A 26,753-nucleotide genomic window follows, 5' to 3' on the forward strand; every position below is an offset into this window, starting at 1 on the left:
CGGCAACGGCATGGCCGGCATCCGCACCGTGGAAGAACTGCTCAAGCTGATGCCGGGCATGTATCACATCACCGTGTTCGGGGCCGAGCCGCATCCCAACTACAACCGCATCCTGCTCTCGCCCGTGTTGGCCGGCGAGCAGGAGTTCGACGACATCGTGTTGAACCCGCTGCAGTGGTACCGCGACAACGGCATCCATCTGCACTTGAACAAGGAAGTGACGCGCATCGATCGCGTGCGTCGCCGCGTGATCGCCGCCGATGGCACCGAAGCCGAGTACGACAGGTTGTTGATCGCCACCGGCTCGGTGCCGTTCGTGCTGCCGATTCCCGGCAATACGTTGAAAGGCGTGATCGGGTATCGCGATATCCAGGACACCCGCACCATGATCGACACCGCACGCAGCAGACAGCATGCGGTGGTGATCGGCGGTGGCCTGCTCGGTCTGGAAGCGGCTAACGGGTTGAAAGTACGTGGCATGGACGTGACTGTGGTGCACCTGGCCGGCTGGTTGCTGGAGCGCCAGCTCGACCCGGTGGCCGGTAACCTGTTGCAACAGGCACTGCGCGCACGCGGGCTGGAGTTCCGCCTCAATACTGCCACCAGCGCGCTGCTGGGCAATGCGCAGGGCGAAGTGATCGGAGTGAAGTTTGCCGACGGCAGCGAGATCCCCGCCGATCTGGTGGTGATGGCCGCCGGTATCCGCCCGAATACGCGGCTGGCCGAAGAAGCTGGCATCCATTGCTCACGCGGCATCGTGGTCAACGACAGCCTGCAGAGTTTCGACCCGCGCGTGTATGCGGTGGGCGAGTGCGCCAACCATCGTGGCATTGCGTACGGTCTGGTCGCGCCATTGTTCGAGCAGGCCAAGGTCTGCGCCAACCATCTGGCGCAGTTTGGTATCGGTATCTATCGCGGCTCGGTGGCATCGACCAAGCTCAAGGTCACCGGTATCGACTTGTTCTCGGCCGGCGACTTCATGGGCGGCGATGGCTGCGAAGAAATCGTGCTGTCCGACCCGGCTGGCGGCATCTATAAAAAGCTGGTGATCCGCGACGACGTGCTGGTGGGTGCATGCCTGTACGGCGACACCAGCGATGGCGGCTGGTACTTCAAGTTGCTCAAGGACGGCACGCCGATCCAGGCGCAACGCGACCAACTGATCTTCGGCGAGAGCGCGTTAGGCGACTCGGGCACAGGCGGCCAGGACCGCGCCAGCGCCATGTCCGACAGCGACGAGGTCTGCGGTTGCAACGGCGTGTGCAAGGGCACGATTGTCAAAGCGATCAGTGAGCAAGGCCTGTTCACTGTGGACGAGGTGAAAAAGCACACCAAGGCGGCCAGTTCCTGCGGTTCGTGCACCGGATTGGTCGAACAGATCCTGATGAATTGCCTGGGTTCCAACTTCCAGGAAACCCCGAAAACCAAGGCGGTTTGCGCGTGTACCGACTTGAGTCATGGCGAAGTGCGCCGTGCCATTCGCGAACACAAATTGCTGACCCACGCACAGGCCTATGCCTTCATGGAGTGGCGCACGCCCAATGGCTGCGCCACCTGCCGGCCGGCGATCAACTACTACATGCTCTCGACCTGGCCGCATGAAGCCATCGACGACCCGCAATCGCGTTTCATCAACGAGCGCGCACACGCCAACATCCAGAAAGACGGCACCTTCTCGGTGATTCCGCAGATGAAAGGCGGGGTGACCAACGCCAGCGAGTTGCGCCGCATTGCCGATGTCGCCGACAAGTACGCGGTGCCGATGGTCAAGGTGACCGGCGGCCAGCGCATCGATCTGCTTGGCGTCAAGAAAGAAGATCTGGTGGATGTGTGGCGCGATCTGGGTATGCCGTCCGGCCATGCCTACGGCAAGTCGATCCGCACGGTAAAGACCTGCGTGGGTAGCGAGTTTTGTCGCTTCGGCACCCAGAACAGCACGCAGATGGGCATCGATCTGGAAACCATGTTGGCCAACATGTGGAGCCCGCACAAGGTGAAGCTGGCGGTGTCTGGTTGCCCGCGGAATTGCGCCGAATCCGGCATCAAGGATGTGGGCATTATCGCGGTGGACTCGGGCTGGGAGCTGCATGTTGGCGGCAATGGCGGCATCAAGACCGAGGTTGCGCGCTTTCTGGTCAAGGTGACCACGGCCGAGGAAGTACGCGAATACACCGGTGCGTTTTTGCAGCTGTATCGCGAACAGGCCTATTACCTGGATCGCACCGTGCACTACATCGCACGCGTGGGGCTGGATTACATCCGTGCGCAGGTGGTCGACGACGCGGCCAACCGGCGTGCGCTGTACGAGCGGCTGTTGTATTCGCTGGAAGGCCTGGTCGACCCCTGGAAGGCGCGCATCGCCGGCGAGCGGCGCCAGGAATACCAACCGCTGCGCATCGCCGCGCCAGCCGCAACGGTGGAGGAATGAACATGCACAACGCCGCATGGGTGCGCGTGTGCGCATTGCAGGACCTGCCGGCGCTGGGTGCGCGCGTGCTGGAGGTCGATGGGCTGCCGCCGATCGCCATCTTCCGCACTGCCGGCGACCAGGTGTTTGCGCTGCGCGACCGTTGCCCGCACAAGGGCGGGCCGTTGTCGCAAGGAATCGTGGCCGGCGACACCGTGACGTGCCCCTTGCATGGCTGGGCGATCGGCTTGCAGAGCGGGCAAGCCCACGCACCGGACGTGGGCTGCGCGCCGCGCTACCCGGTCAAGGTGGAAGCCGATGCCGTGTGGATCGTGTTGCAGCCGGTGTCGCAGCCGGATGCCGTGACCGAGCCGGCGACATGAGCGAAGGCCTGCAGGCCGCGTCGCCTGCCACGGCAGCGCAGTCGCACATGGCAGCGCCGATGCATCGCATCACGCGTTCGACCTGTTGCTACTGCGGTGTGGGTTGCGGCGTGTTGATCCACAGCGAGCACGACGCCGATGGCGAGCGCATCGTGGGCATCGAAGGCGACCCGCTGCATCCGGCCAATCACGGCCGTCTGTGCAGCAAGGGTCTGGCGTTGCCACAGACCGTTGCAAGCAGGCAGGGGCGTGTGCTTGCGCCGGAGTTGCGCCGGCATCGGCAGGCACCGCGTGCGCCGGTGAGCTGGGATCAGGCCCTGCAGCATGTCAGCAGCAAGCTGGCCGCCATCGTCAAGGAACATGGCCCGGATTCGGTGGCGTTCTATCTGTCCGGGCAGTTGCTTACCGAGGACTATTACGTCTTCAACAAGCTGGCCAAGGGCCTGCTCGGCACCAACAACATCGATACCAATTCGCGCCTGTGCATGTCCAGCGCGGTCACCGGGTACAAGCTTGCGCTCGGTGCCGATGGCCCGCCGACCTGCTATGAAGATCTGGAGCTGGCGCACACGGTGCTGTTTGCCGGCAGCAACATGGCGTATGCGCATCCGGTGCTGTTTCGCCGGCTTGAAGACGCACGCGCACGCAACCCGGACATTCGCTGGATCGTGATCGATCCGCGGCGCACCGACACCGCGGCCATGGCCGACCTGCACCTTGCAATCGAACCCGGCACCGACGTCGCCTTGTTCAACGGCATGCTGCATCACCTGATCTGGGAGGGTCTGGTGGATGCGCGTTTCGTTGCGGTGAGCACGCAGGAGTTTGATGCCCTCAAGCGGATGTTGCGCGAGTACACCCCGCGCATGAGCGCCGAGATCTGCGGAATCTCGCACGAGGACCTGGTGCAGGCGGCCGAGTGGTTCGGGCGCAGCCCGGCGGCGCTGTCGCTGTATTGCATGGGCCTGAATCAGTCGGCGCACGGCACCGACAAGAATCTTGCATTGATCAATCTGCATCTGGCCACTGGTCAGATCGGCAAGCCGGGCGCGGGGCCGTTTTCGCTGACCGGCCAGCCTAATGCGATGGGCGGGCGCGAAGTAGGCGGCATGGCGACGATGCTGGCGGCGCACCGCGAGATCGGCAACGCGGAGCATCGTGCCGAAGTTGAGCGGCTCTGGGGTGTGCCGGCGGGGCGCATCTCGCCGAACCCCGGCACGCCGGCGGTGGAGTTGTTCGAGCGCCTGCGCGCCGGCACCTTGAAGGCAGTGTGGATCGTCTGTACCAACCCCGTGCATTCGATGCCGGAAGTGGCCGGCATTCGCGCCGCGCTGGAACAGGCCGAACTGGTGATCGTGCAGGATGCCTTCTCCGGCACCGACACCGTGCCTTATGCCGACGTCTTGCTGCCGGCGGCCAGCTGGGGCGAGAAGGACGGCACGGTGACCAACTCCGAACGCCGCATCACCCGCGTGCGTAAGGCAGTGGAAGCGCCGGGGCAGGCGCGTGCCGATTGGTGGATTGCCAACGAAGTTGCGCGTCAACTGGAGGCGCTGCTGGCGCCCGCCACAGGCGCCGGCCTGTTTGCATTCGACAGCACCGCACGGGTCTTCGATGAGCATCGTGCGCTGACGGTAGGGCGCGACCTGGATATCGGCGGCCTGGACTACGCAGTGCTGGACAACGGGCCCCAGCAATGGCCGTTTCCCGCAGGGGCGACGCAAGGGCAGGCACGGCGCTACACCGATGGAGTGTTCGCCACTGCCGATGGCCGTGCGCGGTTTCATGCAACGCCGTATCGCAAGGTGGCAGAAGCCACCTCGGCACGCTTTCCGATGCGCCTGCTCACCGGTCGCCTGCGCGACCAATGGCATGGCATGTCGCGCACCGGGCGCGTAGCCGCGGCCTATGCGCACAGCCCGGAACCGTCCTTGCGCATGCACCCGGACGATGCCGTACGCCGCGGGCTGGTGGCTGGCGAATTGGTACAGGTGGCCAGCAAGCGCGGTGCGCTGGTGCTGCCGCTGGAGTTGTCGGACGAACTGCGCTCCGGAACCGTCTTCGCCGCAATGCACTGGAGCGGGCAGACGCTGTCCAGCGGCGGCATCAACGAGGTCAGCACGTCGGCGGTGGATGCGCGCTCGCACCAGCCGGAGCTCAAACACGCGGCAGTACGCGTGGAGAAGGCGGCGTTCGGCTGGCATCTGCTGGCGGCACGCCGCGGTGATGCGTTGGCATTGCAGCAGGCACTGCAACCACTGCTGCGCGAGTGCGGCTACGCGAGCTTGCGTCTGCATGCCGAGCCATTGGCCGATGCCGGTGGGCAGTGGGCGGTGCTGCATGCGGCCTGCGAGCGCGCGCCCGATCCTGCCTGGATCGATCGTCTGGTGGCTGCGCTGCAGTTGCCGGCCGGCGCCGACGTTCTGGAATACCGCGATCTGCGCCGCGGATTGATGCGCCGCGTTGGCTGGCGTACACAGGACGGGCAGAGCCATATCGATGGCCTGCTGCTGACTGCCGCATACCCCAGCGATGCCAATCAGTCGCTGCTGACGGTCGCCTTGGCCGGCAAGCCCTGGCGGGGTGCACGGCTGGCCGTGTTCGCACCGACGCCTTCCGCGCCCAGTGACCCGATCGTGTGCACCTGCATGCAGGTGTCGGCCGCCGCGATTCATGCGGCCATCGACGATGGCGCCGACGTGGCGCAGCTCAAGCAACGCCTCGGCTGCGGCACCGTCTGCGGTTCCTGCGTTCCGCAACTGACCCGGCTGTGCCGCCAAACGCGGCTGGCCTGATGCACCTCATCCCTCCACACACTGCGAGATCTCTCATGTCAGTCACACCTTCCTGCGCGCGTGATGTGGTGTTGTTGTCGGCCGGTCCCGGCGATCTGGAGCTGCTCACCATCAAGGCGGTCAAGGCGCTGGCAGTGGCGCAGGTGCTGTTGCTCGACGACCTGGCCAACCCCGACATCGTCACGCTGGCACCGCAGGCGCGCGTGATCCGCGTGGGCAAGCGCGGTGGTTGCCGCTCCACGCCGCAGGAGTTCATCTGCCGGCTGATGCGGCGTTATGCGTTGCAGGGCTTGCGCGTCGTGCGCGTCAAAGGCGGCGATGCGTTGTTGTTCGGCCGTGCGGGCGAAGAAATCGGTTTTCTGCGACGCGCCGGCGTGGGCGTGCAGGTGATCAATGGCGTCAGCGCCGCGTTTGCCGCCGCAGCGTCGCTGGAAGTGTCATTGACACATCGCAGCCATTGCCACGGCATCACGTTTGTCACCGCACACACGCACGACCATGGTGAGCCGAACTGGGGCGCACTGGCGGCCAGCGGCACAACGCTCGGCATCTACATGGGGTTGCGCCGTGCAGACGCGCTGGCGACGGCGTTGCTGGCGCATCTGCCGGCCAGCACGCCGGCCGCCATCGTGCAGGCGGCCACGCGGCCGGAGCAACAGCGCAGGCTGACCACACTGGGCGACCTGGGCAGTGCCGCGGCAGCGCTGTTGCCCGGTCTGCCGACCCTGCTGCTGGTGGGCGATGCGTTGTCCGAAGCGTCGGTGGCCTGCGACGATCGCTTTGGTGCGGTACTGCAACAGGCAGTGGGGTAAGCGCTACGCGGCGCATCGTGGCGCACTGCCTGATGCGTGTGCTGTCTAGCGTGCGCACGTTCGAATTACAGGACCATGCGAGCGATTTTGCTGGAGCAGCCTTATCCGCCGATGCTGGGTGTGTCTGTTTTTGAGCGCTGATCGCTGACCGCTGATCGGTCACCCAGCTTGAAGGCACAACACTCAGCGGCCATCGGACGCGCTGCAGCGGTTTGGAGCGGCTGAAAAGCTTGGCGAGCAGTCGTCAGATAGGTGTGGACGGCGCGCTCAGAACCGGAATGTGCGTGTGGTACATGCCGATTCCTCGCACCGGCCGCGCCCGCCTGGCGGCTGCACAATCGTTTTGTCAGTGGCGTTTAGAGCCGGCACTACGCACTCAAGCCGATCCTGCGTGCCGGCTGCGGGCAACTGACGACGGCTCATTCTGTCAGCCCCTGCAGTGCGATGTGAACCGACCATCCGACACGGCAGGATGCAGCGCAGACCACGCTGATCCGAATCGTGGCTCCCGTCGCGGACGCTCATCCGTCGGTACGCGGGTGCGCGCTGTCGCTGCGGTCGACCTGTCGTTAACGACATCTGTCTCGTCATTTTTGGTAGCGCTACCCATCCTGCAGCCTGATGCGGCGGTTCCAGGCGCGTGAGGTGTGCAAGATTTGCGCAGCGAGCGCAGCCGTTTTTTCCTGCATGTGCTCGTCTGCTCCCATTTGGCCTGTGTTTTGGGTTGGCACGAATGTTGCGTTAAGCCCCTCACCGAATGACGTACCCGATGCATCGAGAGGAGGCACAGTGGAAGACGGACAGAACAGTACTCGTAGCCGGCGTGGCTTTGCCGCATTGGACCCGGAGAAGCGTCGCGTGCTGGCCAGCAGCGGTGGCAAGGCTGCACACGCCAGCGGTAATGCGCACGAATTCACCAGCGACGAGGCACGCGAAGCCGGTCGTAAGGGTGGCCAGGCCGTGAGCCGCGATCGCGATCATATGTCGCGTATCGGCAGCAAGGGCGGGCGGTCCAAGCAGGCCAAGCCACAGGAAGAATCCGCGTAGTCAACGGTTGGGCATGCAATAGCGTGCCGTCATTGATTCAGGGGATGCAGGCCCTGCGCCGTCACGGCGCAGGGCCTGCTTTTTTAGGGCGCAAGCCCACGAAGCGCACGCGCCGACAAGCAATCGATTGCACGCAGATGACATCGGCACACTCCATCGCCGCAATGCCCGCGCTCTCAAGTCCATAACTGATTGATGCAAAACGCATTACAAGTGCCAGGGAAATTTTTGCAGACCTGCACGTGCTCGCCATCGATTGCAGTACAAATTTTCCGCCTTTGGTGATCAAGTAGTCTGGCGTCGGCAGAATTTGCAGACCTTGCAAAATCTGCAACGTGATGAGGCAAGTGCTCAGAACGGTCTTGGCAGCGAATCACAAGACCGACAACGCGCCCGCATGCTTGGTCGAAAGCGCAGATGCGATAGCGCTATGCAATGGTTGCGCGACGCGTGCGCAACGGAACGGCAGGCCGGACCTCTGCGCAAGAGCCAGGCCGGGCGCATCGAGCACGAGCGGCAACTCAAGGCGCGCATCGAGCAGCATCTTGAGCAACCTCGCGGCCAGCAATACCTAGTGGGATCGTGCATCGAACGCTTGACGGATCGCCATCGGCGGTCAAGGACTCCATGGGCAACAGGGCTGCGTTCGGCCCGGCCATGGGGTGTGACGACCTTTGATGAGGTCGTCGAGAACGTGCTGGCCAGCTAGCTGTTCGAGAACCTGGAGATCGCCGCGTCCACCGCGTTACCGAGTGCAGCCAAGACCATGCGCACAGAGTGTCTGCTGGCAGGCTCTGCCGCAGGACCAGGAGCAGGCTATTGCCGATTGGCTGCTTGCACCTCTGCCCGCGCTGATCGAAGACTTCTTGGTTCGCGATGCGATCTCACACGTGACTGCCACGTCGTGGCCGCCAGCGCTGATGCTCTAGGCATCTTGAGAATGCGGGCTTTTTCTTTCTGCGCGGCGAGCGCTTACCCTTGGACGCTCTTTGGCAACCCGGCTCGATCATGACAACGCATCTCGATTATCCGATCGGTACTCCTGGCCAGGCGTGGGGCGATGGCGAACGCAGCGCATGGCGCGCTCAACAAGTGGTGCAACGCAGTTACGCCGCTGAGGTTGTGCAGGTCATCGATGCACTGGATGAGCGCTACCAACGCGTGCACTACGGCAGCATCGTGGCGGATTCCATGCAGTACCCGCTGCTGGCATTGCGCAGTGCCGCGTGGGACAACACGCTGCCGTGCGCACTCGTCACCGGTGGGGTGCACGGCTACGAGACCAGTGGCGTGCAAGGCGCGCTGCTATTTCTGCAGCAACGCGCCGCAGAGTATGTGGGCAGGATCAATCTGCTGGTGGCGCCATGCGTCAACCCCTGGGGCTATGAGCGCATCCAGCGCTGGAACGCCGACGCGGTCGACCCGAATCGCTCATTCCGCGACAACAGTCCGGCTGTAGAGTCGGCAGCCTTGATGCAACTGGTCGCCGCAACCGCTGGCACGATGCTGGTGCATATCGACCTGCACGAAACCACCGACAGCGATGAGAGCGAGTTCCGGCCTGCGCTGGCGGCACGCGATGGCGTACCGTTCGTGCCTGGCAGCATTCCGGACGGGTTCTACCTGGTGGGCGATAGCGAAGACCCGCAGCCCGCATTTCAACAGGCGGTGATCGCGGCAGTGGAACAGGTCACGCATATCGCGCCAGCCGATGCGCAGGGTCAGATCATCGGTGCGCCGGTTACGGGTCATGGGGTGATCAACTACCCGGTGCGACGCCTTGGGCTGTGTGCCGGCGTCACCGCTGCGCGCTATCGCACCACCACCGAGGTGTACCCGGACAGCCCGCGCGCCACGCCGCAGCAGTGCAATGCCGCACAGGTCGCGGCGATTTGTGCGGCACTGGATTACGCACTCTCGGAAGGGTGAAGACACCTAGGCAGCAGCGTGAGCGCGGGCTTGCGACGCGCTTTAGCTGCCTGCGTGCTGCAGACGAGCGAGCGGTGCCGACCTGCATGTGATCAGCGCAACCACGCGGCTTTTGCTCAAGGCAGGCGTTGCTGCACCCGGGCGTCCTGCACATAGGCCGCCACCAGCTGCGCCTCCATCGGCCTGGACAGCAGATATCCCTGCGCCTCATCGCAGCCCCAGCTGCGGAGTAACGCAATTTCGTCGGCATGCTCGATGCCTTCGGCGACGGTGCGATAGCCCAGCGCGCTGGCCAGTCGCACCACTGCTTCTGCGCGCATCTGCATGCCGGCCTTGTTGGCAATGCCGGTGACCAGCGAGCGGTCCAGCTTGAGCACGTTGACCGGCAACTCGGTGAGATACCCGAAATTGCTGTAGCCGGTACCGAAGTCGTCGATGGCCACGCTGACGCCGGCATCGCGCAGGGCGCGCAGCCGCGGGACGGCTTCCACGTTGCTGCGCAACCAGCGGCCTTCGGTGATTTCCAGCTCGACCCGCGTGGTCGGAATGGCCAGGTCCTTGCAGCGATTGATCACGTCGGCGGCCAGATTGATGTTGCCGAAATCGCGCGACGACAGATTGATCGAGATGGAAAAATCCAGGCCTTGCGCTCGCCATTGCGCCAACTGCAGCAATGCACTTTCGATCACCCAGTTGGTGACCGTGCACATCAGTGCGGTCTTTTCGAATAACGGAATGAACTCGTCCGGACCGATCGGCCCCAGGCTGGCATGCTGCCAGCGCAGCAGTGCCTCGAACCCGACGACCGACAGATCCTCCAGATCGATACGCGGCTGGAACACCAACCGGAAATCGCCGGCCTCCAGCGCCTTTTCCGCATCCAGCGCCAACCGATACGAGCGCTGGATGGCATCGTCCTGCGAGGCGCTATACCAGCACACCACGGCATTGTTGCCGATGGCATCGCCCAGCGACACCAGCCCCTTGCGCATCACATCGTTGGTATCTGGTTGTTGCGGTGCAAAGCGCACCACGCCGGCATGGAAGGTCAGCGACATCGGCACCCCGGCGGCATCGAACGGCTTTTGCAGCATGTCGCGCAAATCCAGCAGCAGGTCTTCCATCTCGTCGGGCGCCGAGTTGAGCAGAAAAAACGCAAAACGCATCGACGCAACGTGATAGACGGTGGCCTTGCCGCGCAGGGCGCGGGTCAGCACATAGCTGGCGTGACGGATCAGCTCTTCCAGCGGCTGCATGCCCAGGGCCTGGCGCGCCTCGTTGGCCGCCTGCGTGTCGTAGACCTCTATAAAGGCCGCAATGGTCGGCACGCTGTGGCTGCCGAAGGCGAGGGCATCCAAATCCGATTGCAGCTGACGCGCGTTGAGCAGACCGCTGTGCGGCTCACGCCGGCCCGCGCCGAATTGCAGCTCCAGCTGCGCTGCCGTCACATTCGCAAACATCAGCAGCTGCTGATGTTCCTGGCTGGCGAGGCGGCGCTCGCGCGTGTCGATCACGCATAACGTGCCGGTGATGCCGGCCTGCGGCGCACCGACCGGCACGCAGGCAATAAAGCGTGCAGGCAGCCCGGGAAACGCCGCATCGCCCAATTGAATCGGCGCGAGTGCGGCGCCTTCGATCAACTCCGTCACACCATTGGCAGCGGCCGGTGCGCGTTGACACAGCGCAATGGCTTGTTCGACCTGGGTGGTGCTGATCCCGCGCGCCGCCAGCACCCGCATGCGGCCGGCTTCGGTAATGGTCAATGCCGCCGCTGGTGCGACCAGCGCATGGCACAGCAGGCGAGCGATCTGTTCGAGCGGCTCCATCCCGCCGAGATCGATTGGCACCCCGGACCAATCGAAGTGGCGTTCCTGTGTTTTGTCTGCCGAAGCAAGCGTCATGTCGTCAGGTTCCGTGTTGAAGATCACACACTGCAGGGCCACTAGAAACAATTCGAGGTCACCAATGGGTGATGAGCCGGGGGCGTGATGCCGCCATCACGCACGAATCCTGCGCGCAATAACGCGCACTCCCGTAAGCAGGCACAACAAATAATCGATAAAGGCTGCTCGTCTCACTTTGGGCTGGCCTCTACAAATACCGCATTCCACCGACCGGCGTCGAGAGTGGATTGGTTATATCGATCCAACCGGACTCAGGTAGACCATTTGGCAGTGATTCCGTTCTTTCACAACACGACAGATTCGCGGCCTCTTCTATTCATAAGGTTCGGGCCGCTATCACGCGGTGTAATGCGTATTGGCTGGTTCGGTGATTCGGACTCAACCAATGCATTGGCATGGATCACCGTGAAATACGTCTTGATTTTAGCTGTTTCGCCCGTCTGGCAAGGCTATGGCTGCATTAAAGGCGGCCGTTCAAGCGTTTGAAGCGGGCACAAGTAAACACGTCGACAGTTTATGCCCGTGTAACGCGCGGGTGCGTGGTTAGTGATACTCCGCACAGTTCAATTGAGGCGATTCGCCTATTAATTTGGCAACGTGTTTACCAGGGATTGGTATTAACAACTCTCATTCTTGAGCGAGCGGGTTGAAGCGAGTCACGCTTTAAATCCACCGAATCTTTAATCCACTTCCGTCTTTTGAAGGCGCGCATGTGTGCGCGCTGATCTATCGCGCGGCAATCAGGGGAATCAAAATGAATCGTGCATTTGCGCTGGTCTGGAACGCAGCCATTGGCAATTGGGTCGTGACGCATGAACTGGTGCGGCGTCGACGTAAGCCCGGAGCGACGCGCCGTGCACTGCCCAGCCTGGTGGTTCTGGCGGTGGGGGCCGCCGCTCCCGCATTGGCCTGGGGTGCGTGCACCCCCGCATTGCCGACTGCCGGCGCAACCGTCACCTGCACCGGTCTGCCGATCGTCAGCAATGCTTTTTCGAGTAACGCGAATAATCTGACCGTCAACGTTGCGGTAAGCACGCAGATGACGGCCGGTTTGCTGGGCGGTACCGCCATCGCGCTCGGTGGCACCAACGCAACGCTCAACAACAGCGGCAGCATCGACCCGTCTGTGCTGGGTCTGCTGTCGGTGTTGAGTACCGGCGTCACCATGGGCAACGCAAGTTCGACATCGGTGATTGCCAACAATCTGTCCGGCGGCACCATCTACGGGACCGGCGGGTTGCTGGGCGCCAATCTGCTCAATCTCGATGGAATGGCGTTGGGCCTGACCTCCGCCAGCAATGGCGTCGTGCAGATCAACAATGCCGGCTTGATCAGCAGCCGGACGTTGCTCAATCTCTCGATACTAGGTGCCGACACGCCGGTGATCGCGGTCAGTGGCGGCGGCACCGTCAATGCGGTCAATACCGGCACCATCGATGGACGCGTCGGCTTTCAGAGCTCGGCCACCGGCAACAGCTTCGTCAATTCCGGCACCATCAACGGCAGCGTGTCGATGGGTGCCAACAGCACCAATACCTTCACCGCAGTGACGGGCGGAAGCATCAACAGCGCTGGCGGACTCGGACTGGAATTGCTTGGTCCAGGCGGTTTGCTGAGCTTTGCGCGTACCGGCGTGGTGGATGGCGGCGCGGGCGGAACCAACACGCTGATCCTGCAGAATTCCGCCACAGGAACCGGTAGCGGCATTACCGGTGTCGGCGCGGCAAGCACCGATCAGTACATCAATTTCGGCAGTCTGCGCGTCAACAGCGGGACCTGGACGCTGGGCGGCGCAAGCAACTTTGGCAGCAGCGCACTCAATGGCGGTGTCCTGCAATTTGCGATACCCGCGCAGTTGGGCACGGCGATCACCGCCAACGGCGGCACGCTCGAAGCCACCGCTGCCGGCCTGACGCTGGCACCGGCCGGCGGTATTGCGATCGCGGCGGGCGGTTTGACGGTGCAGGGCACCAATGCGCTGACCATCGGCAGCACGCTGACAGGCACGGGGGCGCTGACCAAGGCCGGTACCGGCGGACTGAATCTGACCGGCGCCAATACCTTCAGCGGTGGCGTCAACCTGAGCGGCGGCGCGCTGACCGCGGGCAATAGCGCCGCCTTGGGAACAGGCACCGTCACGGCGTCCGGCGGCAGCCTGCTGGCCGGTGCCGCACTCAACCTGGCCAACGCCTTTGTATTGAACAGCAACCTGGGCATTGGCGGGACCAATGCCGTACGGCTCGGCGGTGTAGTCAGCGGCGTCGGTGCACTCAACAAGACCGGCACCGGCACGCTCACGCTTGGCGGCGCCAATACCTATTCCGGCGGCACCACGCTGAGCGCGGGCAGCACGGTGCTGGAAACCTCCGGCGCGCTCGGCACCGGCACCGTCACTGCAGCAGGCGGTCTGCTGGACACCACTGCACCGTTGACCTTGAGCAATGCGTTTGCGCTCAACACCACACTGGGCCTGGGTGCCAGCGGCAATGCACTCACCTTGACCGGTACGCTTGCCGGCACCGGCGGTATTAACAAGACCGGCACCGGCACGCTGGCGCTCAACGGCGCCAACACCTATAGCGGCGGCACAACGCTGGCAGCGGGCACCCTGCAATTGGGGACTGCGTCCGCACTGGGCACCGGCGCGTTGAATGTCACCGGCGCCTCCAGTCTCAGCACCAGCGCACCGTTGGCGGTAACCAATGCGGTCAATCTTTCCGGGCCATTGACCTGGACCGGCGCGCAGGCGCTGACCCTTGGCGGCGCTATCAACGGCAGCGGTAGCCTGATCAAGAGCGGTGCCGGCGATCTCACGCTGACCAATATCAACGGCTATACCGGTGGCACCACGCTGAGCACCGGGCGCCTGGTGGTCGGCTCCAATGCTGCGCTGGGCACGGGGACCTTGACCGCCAGCGGCGGTGTGCTTGATGCAAGCACTGCAGCGACGCTGGGTAATGCGCTTGCGCTCACCGGCACGCTGGGCGTAGCTAGCAATGGCACCGCCCTGAATTTGAGTGGTGCGATCAGTGGCACCGGTGCGTTGAGCAAGCTCGGCACCGGCACGCTTACCTTGGGCGGTTTGAACACCTACAGCGGTGGCACCACGCTTGCCGGCGGCACCTTGCAGGTGACCAATAACGGTGCGCTCGGCACCGGTGCGCTGAGCTTGACCGGCAACGCCAATCTGCAGGGCACCACACCCACCACGTTGACCAATGCAATCGCATTGAACACCAGTGCATTGACGCTCAATGGCACGCAGGCGCTGACGCTGGGTGGCGGCATCAGCGGTACCGGCAGCCTGGTCAAATCCGGGAGCGGCGATCTCACCCTCACTGGCAACAATCTCTACACCGGTGGCACATCGCTGAGCGCGGGCAGGCTTGTCGTTGGCAGCGACACAGCGTTGGGTGTTGGCGCACTGACCGCAGCAGCCGGCACCACGCTGGATAATGTCGCGGTAAGCACGCTTGCCAACGCCATCGCGCTGACGGGTTTGGTCAGCATTGGCGGCAGCAACGCGCTGACGCTCAATGGCGGCATCAGCGGTGTCGGAAGCCTAGACAAACTCGGCCCCGCCAGCCTGACTCTGGCGGGAAACAACACCTACACCGGCGGCACGCTGCTGACTGCGGGCAGCCTGGTGCTCGGCAGCGATGCCGCGCTGGGCACAGGCAGCCTCACCGTTGCCGGCGGCCTGCTCGATAGCACCGCTGCACGCGTGCTTTCCAACGACGTCGTGCTGAATGCCGACCTGCAGCTTGGCGGCAGCCAGGACCTGGCGCTCAATGGCGGCGTCAGCGGTGCAGGCGGTCTGGTGAAGAACGGCGGCGCTGCGCTGACGTTGACCGGCGCCAACACCTTTGCCGGCGGCGTGGATCTCAACGCAGGCGCCTTGCTGATCGACAGCGGCGCGGCATTGGGAAGCGGCGTGTTGACCGCTGCCAACGGCACGCAGTTGCAGGCGACCACTGCAGCGACAGTGGGCAATGACGTCGTGTTGAACGGTGCGCTGTCGCTGACCGGCAACAACGCGCTCGACTTGACCGGCACGGTGAGCGGTACAGGCAGCCTGATCAAACAGGGCACTGGCGCGTTGACGCTGACCGGCAACAATGGCCATGCCGGCGGCACGCTGTTGAATGCCGGTTCGCTGATCGTCGGCAGTGACACGGCGCTCGGGAGCGGCGCGCTCATCGCGGCCGATGGCACGCTGCTCAGCGCCGCTATCGCCGCGACCTTGCAAAATGCCGTCACGGTGAATGGCGCGCTCGGCATCGATGGCCAGGCGCTCACGCTCACTGGTGTGATCGATGGTGCGGGAAGCCTGATCAAAAGCGGCACGCAGACGCTCACGCTCTCCGGCAACAACACCTGGAGCGGCGGGTTGCAGCTGCAATCCGGCGGGTTGGTGGTTGGCAGCAACACCGCCTTGGGTGCCGGCACGCTCACCGCCGCGGGCGGCACAACGCTCGATGCCACCACGGCGGTGACGCTGGCCAATGCACTTGCCTTGAATGGTGCATTGACGCTGCCCGGCACGCAGGACATCACGCTGGACGGCGTGATCAGCGGCGCCGGTAGTCTCGCTAAACAAGGCACGACAACATTGACCTTGGGCAACGCCAACACCTTCAGTGGCGGCGTCACGCTGGATGCCGGCCGCCTGGTGCTTGGCAACGCTGCAGCCTTGGGCGTGGGCGGCCTGGTGGTCAGTGGCGCCACCGAACTGGATGCCAATACTGCGCTGGCTGTCGGCAATAGCGTGCAATTGAACAGCCAGCTTTCGCTGATCGGCAGCAACGACCTAAGCTTGAACGGCACCATCAGCGGCACCGGGAGTCTGGTCAAGAACGGCACCACCACCGTGTCGCTCAATGGCAGCAACAGCTACAGCGGGGGCACCACGCTCAACGCCGGCACGATTGCGGTGGGGGCCGATAACGCACTCGGCACCGGCAGCTTGTCGGTCACTGGCGATTCGGTGCTGAGCAACGCCATCGCGGTGGCCTTGAGCAATGGCATCGATCTGGGTGCAGCGCTCACCGTCGACAACACGGCGGACATGCTGGCCAGCGGCACCATCAGTGGCGCGGGCGCGCTGACCAAGACCGGCCTCGGCACCTTGACGCTGAGCGGCAGCAATACCTATACCGGCCCGCTGGCGATCCAGGCCGGCACCGTGGTGGCCAGCACGGCTGCATCGCTTGGCAATGCCAGTAACGTGGATGTGGCCGCCGGTGCGGTATTGAACCTGACCAACGGTGGCCTGATCAATGCACTCACCGGTGCGGGGAACGTCGATACCGATGCCGGCGCCACCTTGCAGCTGGGCAGCGGTAACTTCGCCGGCAGCCTGGGCGGTGGCGGCAATCTGGACAAGGTCGGCCCGGGCACTGTGAACCTGCTCGGCACCAGCCTGATCGGCGGCGCCACGCAGGTGAGCGGCGGCGTCCTGGACGTGGTGGGCAGCCTGGGTACGAGCGCGTTGAACGTGGCAACTGGCGGCACGCTCACTGGTACCGGCCCCAGTGGCAGCATCGGCAGCGATGTGACCATCGGTAATGGCGGCCGGCTGGCATTGAGCAGCGGTTCGTCGCTCAGCATGGGCGGGCTGACGTTGGCACCGGGCGCGGTGATGGACGTGTCGCTTGCGGCGCCGAGCACTACGCGCCTGCTTGCGGTCAACGGTAATCTCACCCTGGACGGCACACTCAATGTCATCGACATCGGCGGCTTCGGTTCCGGTGTGTATCGGTTGATCGATTACACCGGTGTGCTGACCAACAACGGCGTGCTGTTCGGCAGCATTCCCGGTAGCGTCGATATCAGCCAATTGGCATTGCAGACCGCGATCGGCCAGCAGATCAATCTGGTGGTCGCGGCACCGGGCAGCATCGTGCAGTTCTGGGACGGCGTGCAGACCACCGCCAATGGCACCGTCGACGGCGGCTCGGGTGTATGGGGCACTGCCACCAACTGGACTGGCCAGGACGGCTCCGCCAACAGCACCTGGCAGGGCGATTTTGCAGTGTTCTCCGGCACTGCCGGCACGGTTGTCGTGCAGGGCACGCAAACCATCGGCGGCCTGCAGTTTGCGAGCGATGGCTACGTGCTAAACGATGCCGGTGCGAGCACGCTGGCGGTGACCAGCCCCCTCACTGCAATCCGCGTCGACCCCGGCGCCACCGCCACGATCGATGTAGACATCTCCGGCATCGGTGGCGTGCAGAAACTCGACACCGGCACGTTGGTGCTCGACGCAGCCAACAGCTACACCGGCGGCACTTCGCTCAGTGGCGGCACGCTGGTGCTGGGCGATGCACAAGCGCTCGGCACCGGTGCGTTGACCGCAGCAGCGGGCACCAGCCTCGATAGCAACCAGGCAGTGGCCGTGGGTAATGCGGTCGTCCTGGATGGCGCGCTGAATCTCATCGGCAGCAACGACCTGAGTTTGTCCGGACCGGTCAGCGGTGCGGGCGGCTTGATCAAGAACGGCACCACCACGCTCACGCTCGACGGCAACAACAGCTACGCGGGCGGCACGGTATTGAATGCCGGCACGCTGGCGGTGGGTAGCAACAGCGCTCTGGGTGTCGGCAGCTTGTCGGTGTTGGGTAACTCCACCTTGAGCAATGCGATCGCACTGGCGCTGGGCAACAGCGTCAACCTGGGTGCGGATCTGACCATCGCCAGCGCCGCGGATCTGGCACTGACCGGCACGCTCAGTGGTGCGGGTGCGCTCACCAAAACCGGGCTGGGCACCTTGACCTTGTCCGGCGCCAACAGCTTCAGCGGTCCGGTGGCGGTGCAGGCCGGTGTACTGGCCACCGCTGCCACCGGCAACCTGGGCACCACCAGCGCGGTGGATATCGCCGCGGGTGCCGGGCTGTCGTTGGGCAGCAATGCAGCGCTGGGCGCGGTGACCGGGCTGGGTGCGGTCGACATCCTCGGCGGCAACACGCTGCAGCTGGGCGTCAACAACGTTGGCAGTACGTTTGCCGGCAGCTTGAGTGGCGCCGGCAACCTGGACAAGGTGGGCACCGGCACGTTGCAGCTCACTGGCACCAGCGCGCTGGGCGGCACCACGCAGGTCCTCGGCGGCACGCTGGATGTGGATGGCACGCTGGCCAGCGCTGGTGGCCTGAGCGTTGGCGCGGGCGGCAGCTTGAGCGGCAGTGGCCTGGTCGATGCGGCGGTCACCGTCAACAATGGCGGCCGTCTGGTGGTGAGCAGTGGTGCATTGCTGACCACCGGCAGTTTGAGCATGGCGCCCAACGCCACGCTCGATGCATTCCTGGGCATCCCGAGTCTGACGGGGGTGCTGCAGGTCAACGGCGACCTTACGCTGGATGGCACGCTCAACATCACCGACATCGGCGGCTTCGGCACCGGTGTGTATCGCCTGATCGACTACAGCGGTGCGCTGACCGACAACGGCCTGGGCATCGGCACGCTGCCCGGCACCGTGGACCCGACCCAGCTGACGCTGCAGACCGCACTGGCACAGCAGGTCAACGTGGTGGTGTTGGCGCCAGGCAGCAACGTGCAGTTCTGGGATGGTGCGCAAACCGTCGCCAACGGCAGCATCGATGGCGGCACCGCTGCATGGACGGCCGCCGGCACCAACTGGACATCGATCGACGGCCTGGCCAACGACACCTGGCAGAACAGCTTCGCGGTGTTTGCCGGCACTGCCGGGACCGTGGCCGTGCAGGGCACCCAGGGCATCACCGGCATGCAGTTCGTCACCGATGGCTATGTGCTGAGCGATGGCGGTGCCGGTGCGTTGAGCGCCAATGCTGCCAACACCATCATCCGCGTCGACCCCAGTGTGACCGGCACGATCGATGTCGCCATCGGCGGCGCAGGCGCACTGCAGAAACTCGACACCGGCACCCTGGTGCTCGACGCAGCCAACAGCTACACCGGCGGCACCTCGCTCGGTGGCGGCACGCTGGCGCTGGGCGATGCACAAGCGCTCGGCACCGGCGCGTTGACCGCAGCAGCGGGCACCAGCCTCGATAGCAACCAGGCAGTGGCGGTAGGCAATGCAGTGATCCTGGATGGTGCGTTGAATCTCATCGGCAGCAACGATCTGAGCTTGTCCGGGCCGGTCAGCGGTGCGGGTGGCTTGATCAAGAACGGCACCACCACGCTCACGCTTGACGGCAACAACAGCTACGCGGGCGGCACGGTGTTGAACGCGGGCACGTTGGCGGTAGGCAGCAACACCGCCCTGGGTGTCGGCACGCTGTCGGTGACCGGCGATTCGGTGCTCAGCAATGCGATTGCTGCCGCGTTGGGCAATGCGGTCAATCTGGGTGCCGTGCTCACCGTCGACAACCCGGCCGATCTGACCCTGGCCGGCGCCATCGGCGGCAGCGGCGCACTGATCAAGACCAACACCGGCACGCTGACGCTGGACGGCAGCAACAGTTACACCGGCGGTACCACGGTCGCTGCCGGCACGCTGGCAGGCGATAGCGCGAGCTTGCAGGGCGCGATTGTCGATAACGCCACCGTCGTCTTCAACCAAGCAGCCAACGGAGTGTTTAGCGGTTCGATCACCGGTACCGGCAACGTGGTCAAGGACGGCGCCGGGGCACTGTTGCTCAATGGCGCAAATGGCTACAGCGGCGGCACCACCATTGCGGCCGGCAGCTTGATCGGCGACAGCACCAGCGTGCAGGGCGATGTCGTCAACAACGCGGCACTGGTGTTCAACCAGGCCATCGGCGGTGTGTATGCCGGCGTGGTCAGTGGGAGCGGCTCGCTGGAAAAGGCCGGCACCGGCGCACTGCAACTGACCGGTGCCAATAGCTACACCGGCGGCACGTTGGTGAGTGCCGGCAGCTTGATCGGCACCACGACCAGCCTGCAGGGCGACGTGTTGAACAACGCCACGCTGGTCTTCGAACAAGCCACCGATGGCACATTTACCGGTCTTGTCAGCGGCACCGGTAGTTTGGTGAAGCGGGGTGCCGGCGTGCTCAGGCTTGCTCGTGCCAACACCTACAGCGGCGGCACCGCCATTACCGGCGGCACACTGCAAGGCACTACCACCAGCCTGCAAGGCAACATCCTCAACGACGCAGTGCTGGTGTTCGATCAGGCCGGCGACGGCACCTTTGCCGGCAACATTACCGGTAGCGGTGCGCTGATCAAGGACGGCAGCGGTGCGGTCACGCTGGATGGCGTCAACGCGTATCTCGGCGGCACCACGATCAATGCGGGCAGCTTGATCGGCGACACCGACAGCCTGCAGGGCAACATCGCAAACAACAGTGCGTTGGTGTTCCTGCAGAACGCCAACGGCACCTATGCAGGCACGCTGTCGGGCACCGGCAGCCTGCTCAAGGACGGCGTCGGCACCTTGTTGGTTACTGCAGACAGCAGCGGCTTTACCGGCCCGACCACCATCACCGCAGGCACCTTGAGCGTGGGCAACCCGGCCAACCCGGGTGCCGCCATCGGCGGTCCGGTTACGGTGGGGCCGGGCGGTACGCTGACCGGCAGCGGCAGCATCGGCAGTCTGACCACGACCGGCGGCACCTTGGCCATGGGCGGCACCACCGGCACGATCAGTGTGGTTGGCAACGCCACCATGGGCCCTGGCTCCACGGTGCAGGTCACGCCCGGTACGGACGGTGCGGTGACGCCTTTGACGGTAGGCGGCGCGGCCACGCTAGCACCGGGCAGCACGTTGGTATTGGTGCGTGCGGTCGACCTGCCATTGTTCACCGAGATTCCGGTGATCAACGCGGCCGGCGGCCTCACCGGGCAATTCACCAACGTCGTGTCCGACTACGCGTTTATGGATCCCAACGTCAGCACCACTGCAACGGCGCTGTCGATATCGATGGGCCGCAATACCGTTGGCATGGTGGATGCTGTGACCACGCCCAACCAGCAGTCGACTGCTGGCGCAGTCGATGGCCTGCCGGTGACCAGCCCGGTGTATCAGGCGGTGATACGTCTGCCGGACGACCCGGAGGCAATCGCCACCGCCTTCGCGTCGCTGTCGGGCGAAAGCCATGCCAGCACCGCGACCGCCATGCTGGACAGCCGCTTTCTCAATAGCGGCATCGGCGGCCATCTGCGCGGCGATAGCCAGGACACCCGCATCGGCGACACCACGGTGTGGATTACCGGGCGTAGCCTGCCCAACCGCGTCGATGGCGATGCCAATGCGATTTCGGTGCGCCGCGAAGACAACGGCATCATGGCCGGTGCAGAACGTCGCATCGGCGAGCGCAGCGTGCTCGGTGTTGCGGTGGGCAGCCAGGACATCGAAAGCTGGTCGCGCGAGTGGGGCGACCGCGCCGACATCGATGGCACGCACGTCGGTGTGTATGGGCAGGCCGACTGGTCCGCGTTTTCGCTGCAGGGCGCCGTGGATTATGCGGACTACAGCGTGGACGGCTCGCGTCGGGTGATGCTGCCCGGCGTGCTCGAAGAACGGCTCACCAGCGAATACGACGCCACTGCGGTAACGGTGTCGGTGGAAGCCTCCTGGAATCTGCGCACCGGCAATGCGGTGTACAGCCCGTTCATAGCCGCCGACTACACCCATCTGAAGACCGATGGATTTGACGAGCGCGGCGGGATCGCCGGGCTGACGGTCGACAGTGCCACGGACACGTTCACCACCAGCACGTTGGGTGTGCGAGGGCGTTGGGAGCTTGGTCGGCAGGCCGCGCTGTATGCCTCGGTGGGTTGGCGGCATGCGTTCGGCGATCGCGCCGTGCAGCGTTCGGCGGGCTTCATCGGGACTGGCTCTGAGTTCGCAGTGCAAAGCGTCACGCTGGCCAAGAATGCCGCCATCGGTGAGTTGGGGGTCAGCCTGATCACCTCGCCCAACAGCCGCCTGTCGCTGTCGTTGCAAGGACTCAACGGCGATGGACAGACCGCGTATGGCGGGCAGGTGACCTGGGGCTGGAGTTTCTGATCGGCTCCACACAGTGAACGACAAAGCCCCGGCATGCCGGGGCTTTTTTTGTGTGCCGATCCGCTTGACCGGGTGCGTATCGACGCGTCGTCGTCGATGAAGTAACCGATCGGTACCGGTTTGCTCGTGGCTTGCGCTCTGTCTCGACCAGCGCAAGCGCGTCGGCAACCATGTGCGGGGCGGCCGATGAGCATGGGCGGGGATCGACTGCAGATCATGTCGGTGGCGTGCATTGCCGCATTCCCGCATCGATCAAAAGCAGCGCTTTTCAAGCGTTTTCTGCTGCCTGTGGCGTCGCCTGGAGTGCCTTCGTAGCGTGCAAGCCCACGGCCACGCGTGCTATGGCAGTCGCGCTGCCACACGCACAGATGCACGAAGGCCCCGGCATGCCGGGGCCTTCGTTGTCGCTGGCGTTATGCGGCCAGCGGAGGGTGGCGCGCTACCACCACCATCGCCTGATCAGAACTGCCAGCGCAGACCGACATTGGCGTTGATGCTGTTGGAATCGGAACGACCACGCTCGGCGCCCACATTGCCGTACAGCGAAAACGCGTCGTTGACCTGGTAACGCACGCCGACCGAGGCGCGCACGGCCTGCTTCGATACCGGCGTCCCGGCCACATTGAAGCGCGCTTCCGGCAAGCCGGTGAACCAGGCGGTGAAGTCGGCATTGGGGTTGCCCAGCAACGAGCGGTAAGCGACCAGACCATCGAAGCCCCACTTGCCGCGCGCCAGATGACCGCGGACGCCCACCTCGCCGTAGCCCGCGCGCAGGGTGTCGCTGCCGGCGCTCAGGCCCAGACCGGTCACCGACGCCTCGCTGAAGGCATCCTGGGTCTGGCTGACCACGCCTGCAGCAACGAAGGGCGACAGCCCGGCATGCGGCAGCAAGCCCACTTCCGCGCGCAGCGACCAGTTGGTGTCGTGGCGACGGTCCTGCAGACGCTCGCCGATGCTGCCGGCTTGCACGTTGCGCTCGGTGTCCACATTGCTCATGCCATACGAGCCGATGCCCGACACGTACGCCTGGCCGATGGGCTGGTACAGATACGCGGTCATCGCATAACGGTCCGCGCGCAGGCGGCTGGCCGACGCATCGATGTGCGCGCGGTCCTGGCCCGAGGTCACTGCCGCACCCACCACCGTGCCGGCACTGCCCAGCGGCAGATCCACACCGAAGGTGGTGGCCTGCTGGGTGTAGTCGGCCGAGGCGAACCCGCTGCGGCTCAGATCGCCATCCAGGTAGCTGCCCTGCATCCAGGTGGTCAGCGTGGTGGTGTCGGCCAGATAGGGCAGGCGATCGGCAGCAACGCGCGCATCGTTGAGTGCCGACTGGAAGCCCAGCGTGCGCTCGATACCATGCACCTGGCCGGCCAGGGTCGGCAGCGATGCGGCAACCTGCGCATTGGATGCCGCCAGCAGCGAGCCGGTGGCGCTGATCAGGCCACCCAGGTTTGCGGTGTCGCCGGAGGCCACGCGGGTGTCCAGTACCTTGACCAGCGCATCGGCCTGGGCGGCACCGTTGACCACTGCCTGCGGCGCACCGGCGGCCTGCGCGCTGGCAGCCGACGCATTACGGGTCAGGGTTGCGGTGACGGTGGTCGGGTCGTAGGCAAGCGATGCGGTCCAGAAGAAATTGTTGGCGTACTGCACGCGGTCGAACGTGCCTTGCAGGACCCCGGCCTTGACGATCTTCTCGCTGCTGCCGACGGTGTAGCCCGCCGCTTCCGGCAGCAACAGCAGATTGCCTTTCAGGCTGGCCAAACCGGTGACGGTCAGGCCCTTGCCCAATTCAATGGCGGTCGTGCCGGTGTTGTTGACCAGGCTGTAGCCGCCGTTGATCACGCCGCCGCGCGACTCGAAGGTGGCCGAGTTGGCCACCAGAAGATCCGAGCGCAGGCTGCCGGACAGCGCGAGCACGCCATCGAGAATGGTGGTGCCGCCGGTATAGGTGTTGTTGCCGCTCAGGGTGAGTTTGCCGGTCCCGCCCTTGGTAAAGCTGCCAGTGCCGGAAATGTCGTTGCTAAAGGTGCTGTCGTAGCCCGCACCTACGCTGATCCCCCAGTTGCTGGCGAACTGGCCCGGGCCCTTGATCGCCTTGGCCGCGTTGACCAGGCCCCAGCCATACAGCGCATCCACGCCCGGGTCGCCCAGATCGGTGGCGGTGGTCAGCAGGGTCTGCTGCAGGTTGGACGCGCTCATCCACGGATACACGCTCAGGACCTGCGCCGCGACGCCGCTGACCGCAGCGGTGGAGAACGAGGTGCCGGCGATCTGGCCCTGTAATTCGGTGCCGGCCAGCGCCGGCGCGGTGAAGCTGCCCGGTGCCACCAGGCACCACTGCGCCGCGGCGCCGCAATGATTGGAATAGCTGGTCAGACCGGCCGCATTGCCGGCACTGTCGACATTGATCGCGCCCACCGCCAACCAGTTGTTGCGCACGCTGGCTTCCTGCACCGGCGTCGCTGCCGGATACGAGGCTTCGGCAGCGCCTTCGTTGCCTGTCGAGGCGACGATCAGTGCGTCTGCCTGCACCAGCGGCGTCAACGCAAACCGCCAGGCGGCTGCCGCGTTCGCGCTGCCGGCGGCGTCGGCATAAGAAGCGCCCAGCGACAGGTTGGCGATGCGCACACCCGAGGCGGCCAGATCCACCGCAGCGCGGCGGGCCTGCTGGGTGCCGCAGGAATTCTCGGCGCAGATACGTGCATAGAACAGGTCCGCATCCGGAGCCACGCCACCGGCAAAGCCGTCCTGCGCCGAGCCCAGCACCAGCGCCGAGACGATCGTGCCATGGCCGCGCAGCGCATTGGACGACGACTCGGGCGTGCCCGGGCTAGCGGTGTAATCGCTGAAGCCATCGACCTTGCCGGCAATCGGCGCGTAGCTCGGCACCAGGTTGTCGTCCAGCACCGCCAGCTTCACGCCCTGGCCCCGGGCACCGGCTTGCTGCGCCAGATCGGCATTGATCGGCACCAGCAGATTGCTGCCGACGCCTTGATAGCGGGCAGGCGCAGGCGCGGGCGTCGGAACCGGCGCGGTCTTGGGCAGCGGATCGGGCGTGGTGCCCGGGGTGGTGGGCGCGGTCGGCGTGGGTGCCGGCGCAATCACGGTGCTCTGCGGCGGATCATTGCGGACGTTGCCGCCACCGCCACCACCGCCACATGCGGTCAGGACGAGACAGGAGGCGATGGTGGTGGCGAGTAGCGAGCGATTCATAAGAGTGGTCGATTCCGTTGTAGGCGCGCCGCTACTGCTGATTCTGAAATTTGGCGCAGAAGGTCCCAGCGCTGGTGGTCACCAACGAAGGCGTTTAATTTCACGTTTTATTCACTTCAAACCGCAGCGGTCCGTCCCCTCGGAGTTGCGCTGACGGAGCATGCGGCGAATACGCTGATGTACTCGCCGTGTGCTTGCGGTTTGTTTAACGGCGCTATCCATAAACTCTAAAGTCTGAATGGACAGTTGCTATTCAGAGAAAAAAATCGAGCGATAGGTATCGCCGATTTAATCCATAGCTAAATCGGATTAGAAACCGACTAGCAGGCCAAAATACAGAAAAACGTCGGACCGAACTCAACAATTCTGCATCACATTTCGCAGAGGGCGGTAAGCCTAAATGCGATAGAGCGCGCGGGTAATCAGGGAATCATGTCAAAGATGTCGGTGAATCCCTCACCCTTGGTAGCGGATTCAACCGCAAGTTAGTCACTCTAACGGACTCTGCCGTATGCAGGCAAATTTTGAATAATGTTGTTTAATGCGACGGTTAAAGCTGTCTAAACGATCGTTATCGCTCGCCTTTTTTGCGATAAGAACGCCCCCGGGAAATGCCGACCGGCCTCTTCCGATTGTGCAAAATTCGACGTCTGAAGGCGCCGATTTCGCAATCGGTTGCATTAAAAATGAACGGTTTGAATAATTCTGTTTATTTTCGGGGTGTGTTTTTAATTATTTCTTTCCCGGCGAATCGAGTGTTGGCTGACAATTACTTGATTATCCATTCTCGAAATCCCGGTTGGTTTACGGCGCGAATTGGAGAGTGGCGACCGTAAAGGGCAAGCTTTCGACATCTTCGGCATTCGAAGCCTGTAAAGGTTCAGCTCGCTGGGTGCGGAGGCCAGTGACCTCTGCTCCCGCCGTACCGCGAAAGCCGGTGGCGTCGCGGCTGTGACTGCTTGAGGGATCTGCGCAGGCAAGGCTGTGCCGTCTTCATAGACGGCACAGCCTGCAGACCGACTCTGTGCCCTGGCTATCTTCACAGGCTGCCGTGGGCGATCACGTCTGCAGCCGATTAGTACGTCACCAGCTACTCCACAGGCCACCGCTGAACATCCGCAAGATCGCCCACCACCCGTATGGGTTCGGAAGGTATGGCGTGGTCAGATGCATCTGGAAGTCCGCAATGGCACCCGAATGGCGCGTGGGGTGCCTTGAGCGGTGCGCGGGCAGGTGACGCATCAGCGATAGGTGGCGCATCGGCGCTAAACGACGCGTTTGCAGCGCAAGACACGCAGCGTCGAGA

10 protein-coding genes, 1 other RNA gene and 1 pseudogene are annotated in these 26,753 nt (G+C 64.2%); 8 read left to right on the forward strand and 4 right to left on the reverse strand.

Features of this window, described 5'->3' with window-relative positions; translation table 11 throughout:
• The first annotated feature begins 10 nt into the window (after positions 1-10).
• From nirB to cobA, 4 genes are all read left to right on the forward strand, one after another.
• On the forward strand, positions 11-2,428 hold the full coding sequence (nirB, locus tag ABQU90_RS17355; RefSeq protein WP_323522997.1) for a nitrite reductase large subunit NirB: 2,418 nt from the start codon (positions 11-13) through the stop codon (positions 2,426-2,428).
• Entirely contained in the window at positions 2,425-2,790 is a 366-nt protein-coding gene (gene nirD, locus ABQU90_RS17360) for a nitrite reductase small subunit NirD (RefSeq protein WP_323522953.1), read from the forward strand. Before nirB ends, nirD begins: the two co-directional genes overlap by 4 nt.
• A 59-nt stretch (positions 2,791-2,849) precedes the next feature.
• Entirely contained in the window at positions 2,850-5,585 is a 2,736-nt protein-coding gene (locus ABQU90_RS17365) for a nitrate reductase (protein ID WP_503064415.1), read from the forward strand.
• Between the two features lie 65 nt (positions 5,586-5,650).
• Positions 5,651-6,397 (forward strand): uroporphyrinogen-III C-methyltransferase, encoded by a 747-nt coding sequence (cobA, locus tag ABQU90_RS17370; protein WP_193552488.1) that lies wholly within the window; start codon positions 5,651-5,653, stop codon positions 6,395-6,397.
• Positions 6,398-6,616: 219 nt separating this feature from the next.
• Here cobA and ABQU90_RS17375 read toward each other — a convergent pair.
• A non-coding RNA gene (locus ABQU90_RS17375) (sX9 sRNA) lies at positions 6,617-6,692 on the reverse strand.
• Positions 6,693-7,186: 494 nt separating this feature from the next.
• Between ABQU90_RS17375 and ABQU90_RS17380 the strand changes: the two genes are divergently transcribed.
• Positions 7,187-7,444, forward strand: a complete 258-nt coding sequence (locus ABQU90_RS17380; RefSeq protein WP_005990975.1) for a KGG domain-containing protein — start codon at positions 7,187-7,189, stop codon at positions 7,442-7,444.
• Positions 7,445-7,505: 61 nt separating this feature from the next.
• Here ABQU90_RS17380 and ABQU90_RS17385 read toward each other — a convergent pair whose 3' ends face one another.
• Positions 7,506-7,778, reverse strand: coding sequence for a hypothetical protein (locus ABQU90_RS17385; protein WP_323523001.1), 273 nt, complete (start codon positions 7,776-7,778; stop codon positions 7,506-7,508).
• Positions 7,779-7,841: 63 nt separating this feature from the next.
• Here ABQU90_RS17385 and ABQU90_RS17390 point away from each other — a divergent pair.
• Both ABQU90_RS17390 and ABQU90_RS17395 read left to right on the forward strand, forming a co-directional pair.
• Positions 7,842-8,373, forward strand: a pseudogene (locus ABQU90_RS17390) (DUF892 family protein).
• A 79-nt stretch (positions 8,374-8,452) separates the two neighbouring features.
• Positions 8,453-9,373, forward strand: a complete 921-nt coding sequence (locus ABQU90_RS17395; RefSeq protein WP_323522951.1) for a M14 family metallopeptidase — start codon at positions 8,453-8,455, stop codon at positions 9,371-9,373.
• A gap of 116 nt (positions 9,374-9,489) precedes the next feature.
• Here the strand turns inward: ABQU90_RS17395 and ABQU90_RS17400 are convergent, their stop codons facing one another.
• Positions 9,490-11,301: an EAL domain-containing protein gene (locus tag ABQU90_RS17400; RefSeq protein ID WP_323522996.1), complete on the reverse strand. Its 1,812-nt coding sequence runs from the start codon at positions 11,299-11,301 to the stop codon at positions 9,490-9,492.
• A gap of 730 nt (positions 11,302-12,031) precedes the next feature.
• Here ABQU90_RS17400 and ABQU90_RS17405 point away from each other — a divergent pair.
• The gene (locus ABQU90_RS17405) at positions 12,032-22,231 is read left to right on the forward strand and encodes an autotransporter-associated beta strand repeat-containing protein (RefSeq protein ID WP_323522950.1); all 10,200 of its coding nucleotides are present in this window, start codon (positions 12,032-12,034) and stop codon (positions 22,229-22,231) included.
• Positions 22,232-22,690: 459 nt separating this feature from the next.
• On the opposite strand, the gene ABQU90_RS17410 is transcribed toward ABQU90_RS17405, so the two are convergent.
• Positions 22,691-25,447, reverse strand: a complete 2,757-nt coding sequence (locus ABQU90_RS17410) for a S8 family serine peptidase (protein WP_323522949.1) — start codon at positions 25,445-25,447, stop codon at positions 22,691-22,693.
• Between the last annotated feature and the right edge of the window lie 1,306 nt (positions 25,448-26,753).

The organism is Xanthomonas sp. WHRI 10207, assembly GCF_040202975.1.
Lineage (GTDB): Bacteria > Pseudomonadota > Gammaproteobacteria > Xanthomonadales > Xanthomonadaceae > Xanthomonas.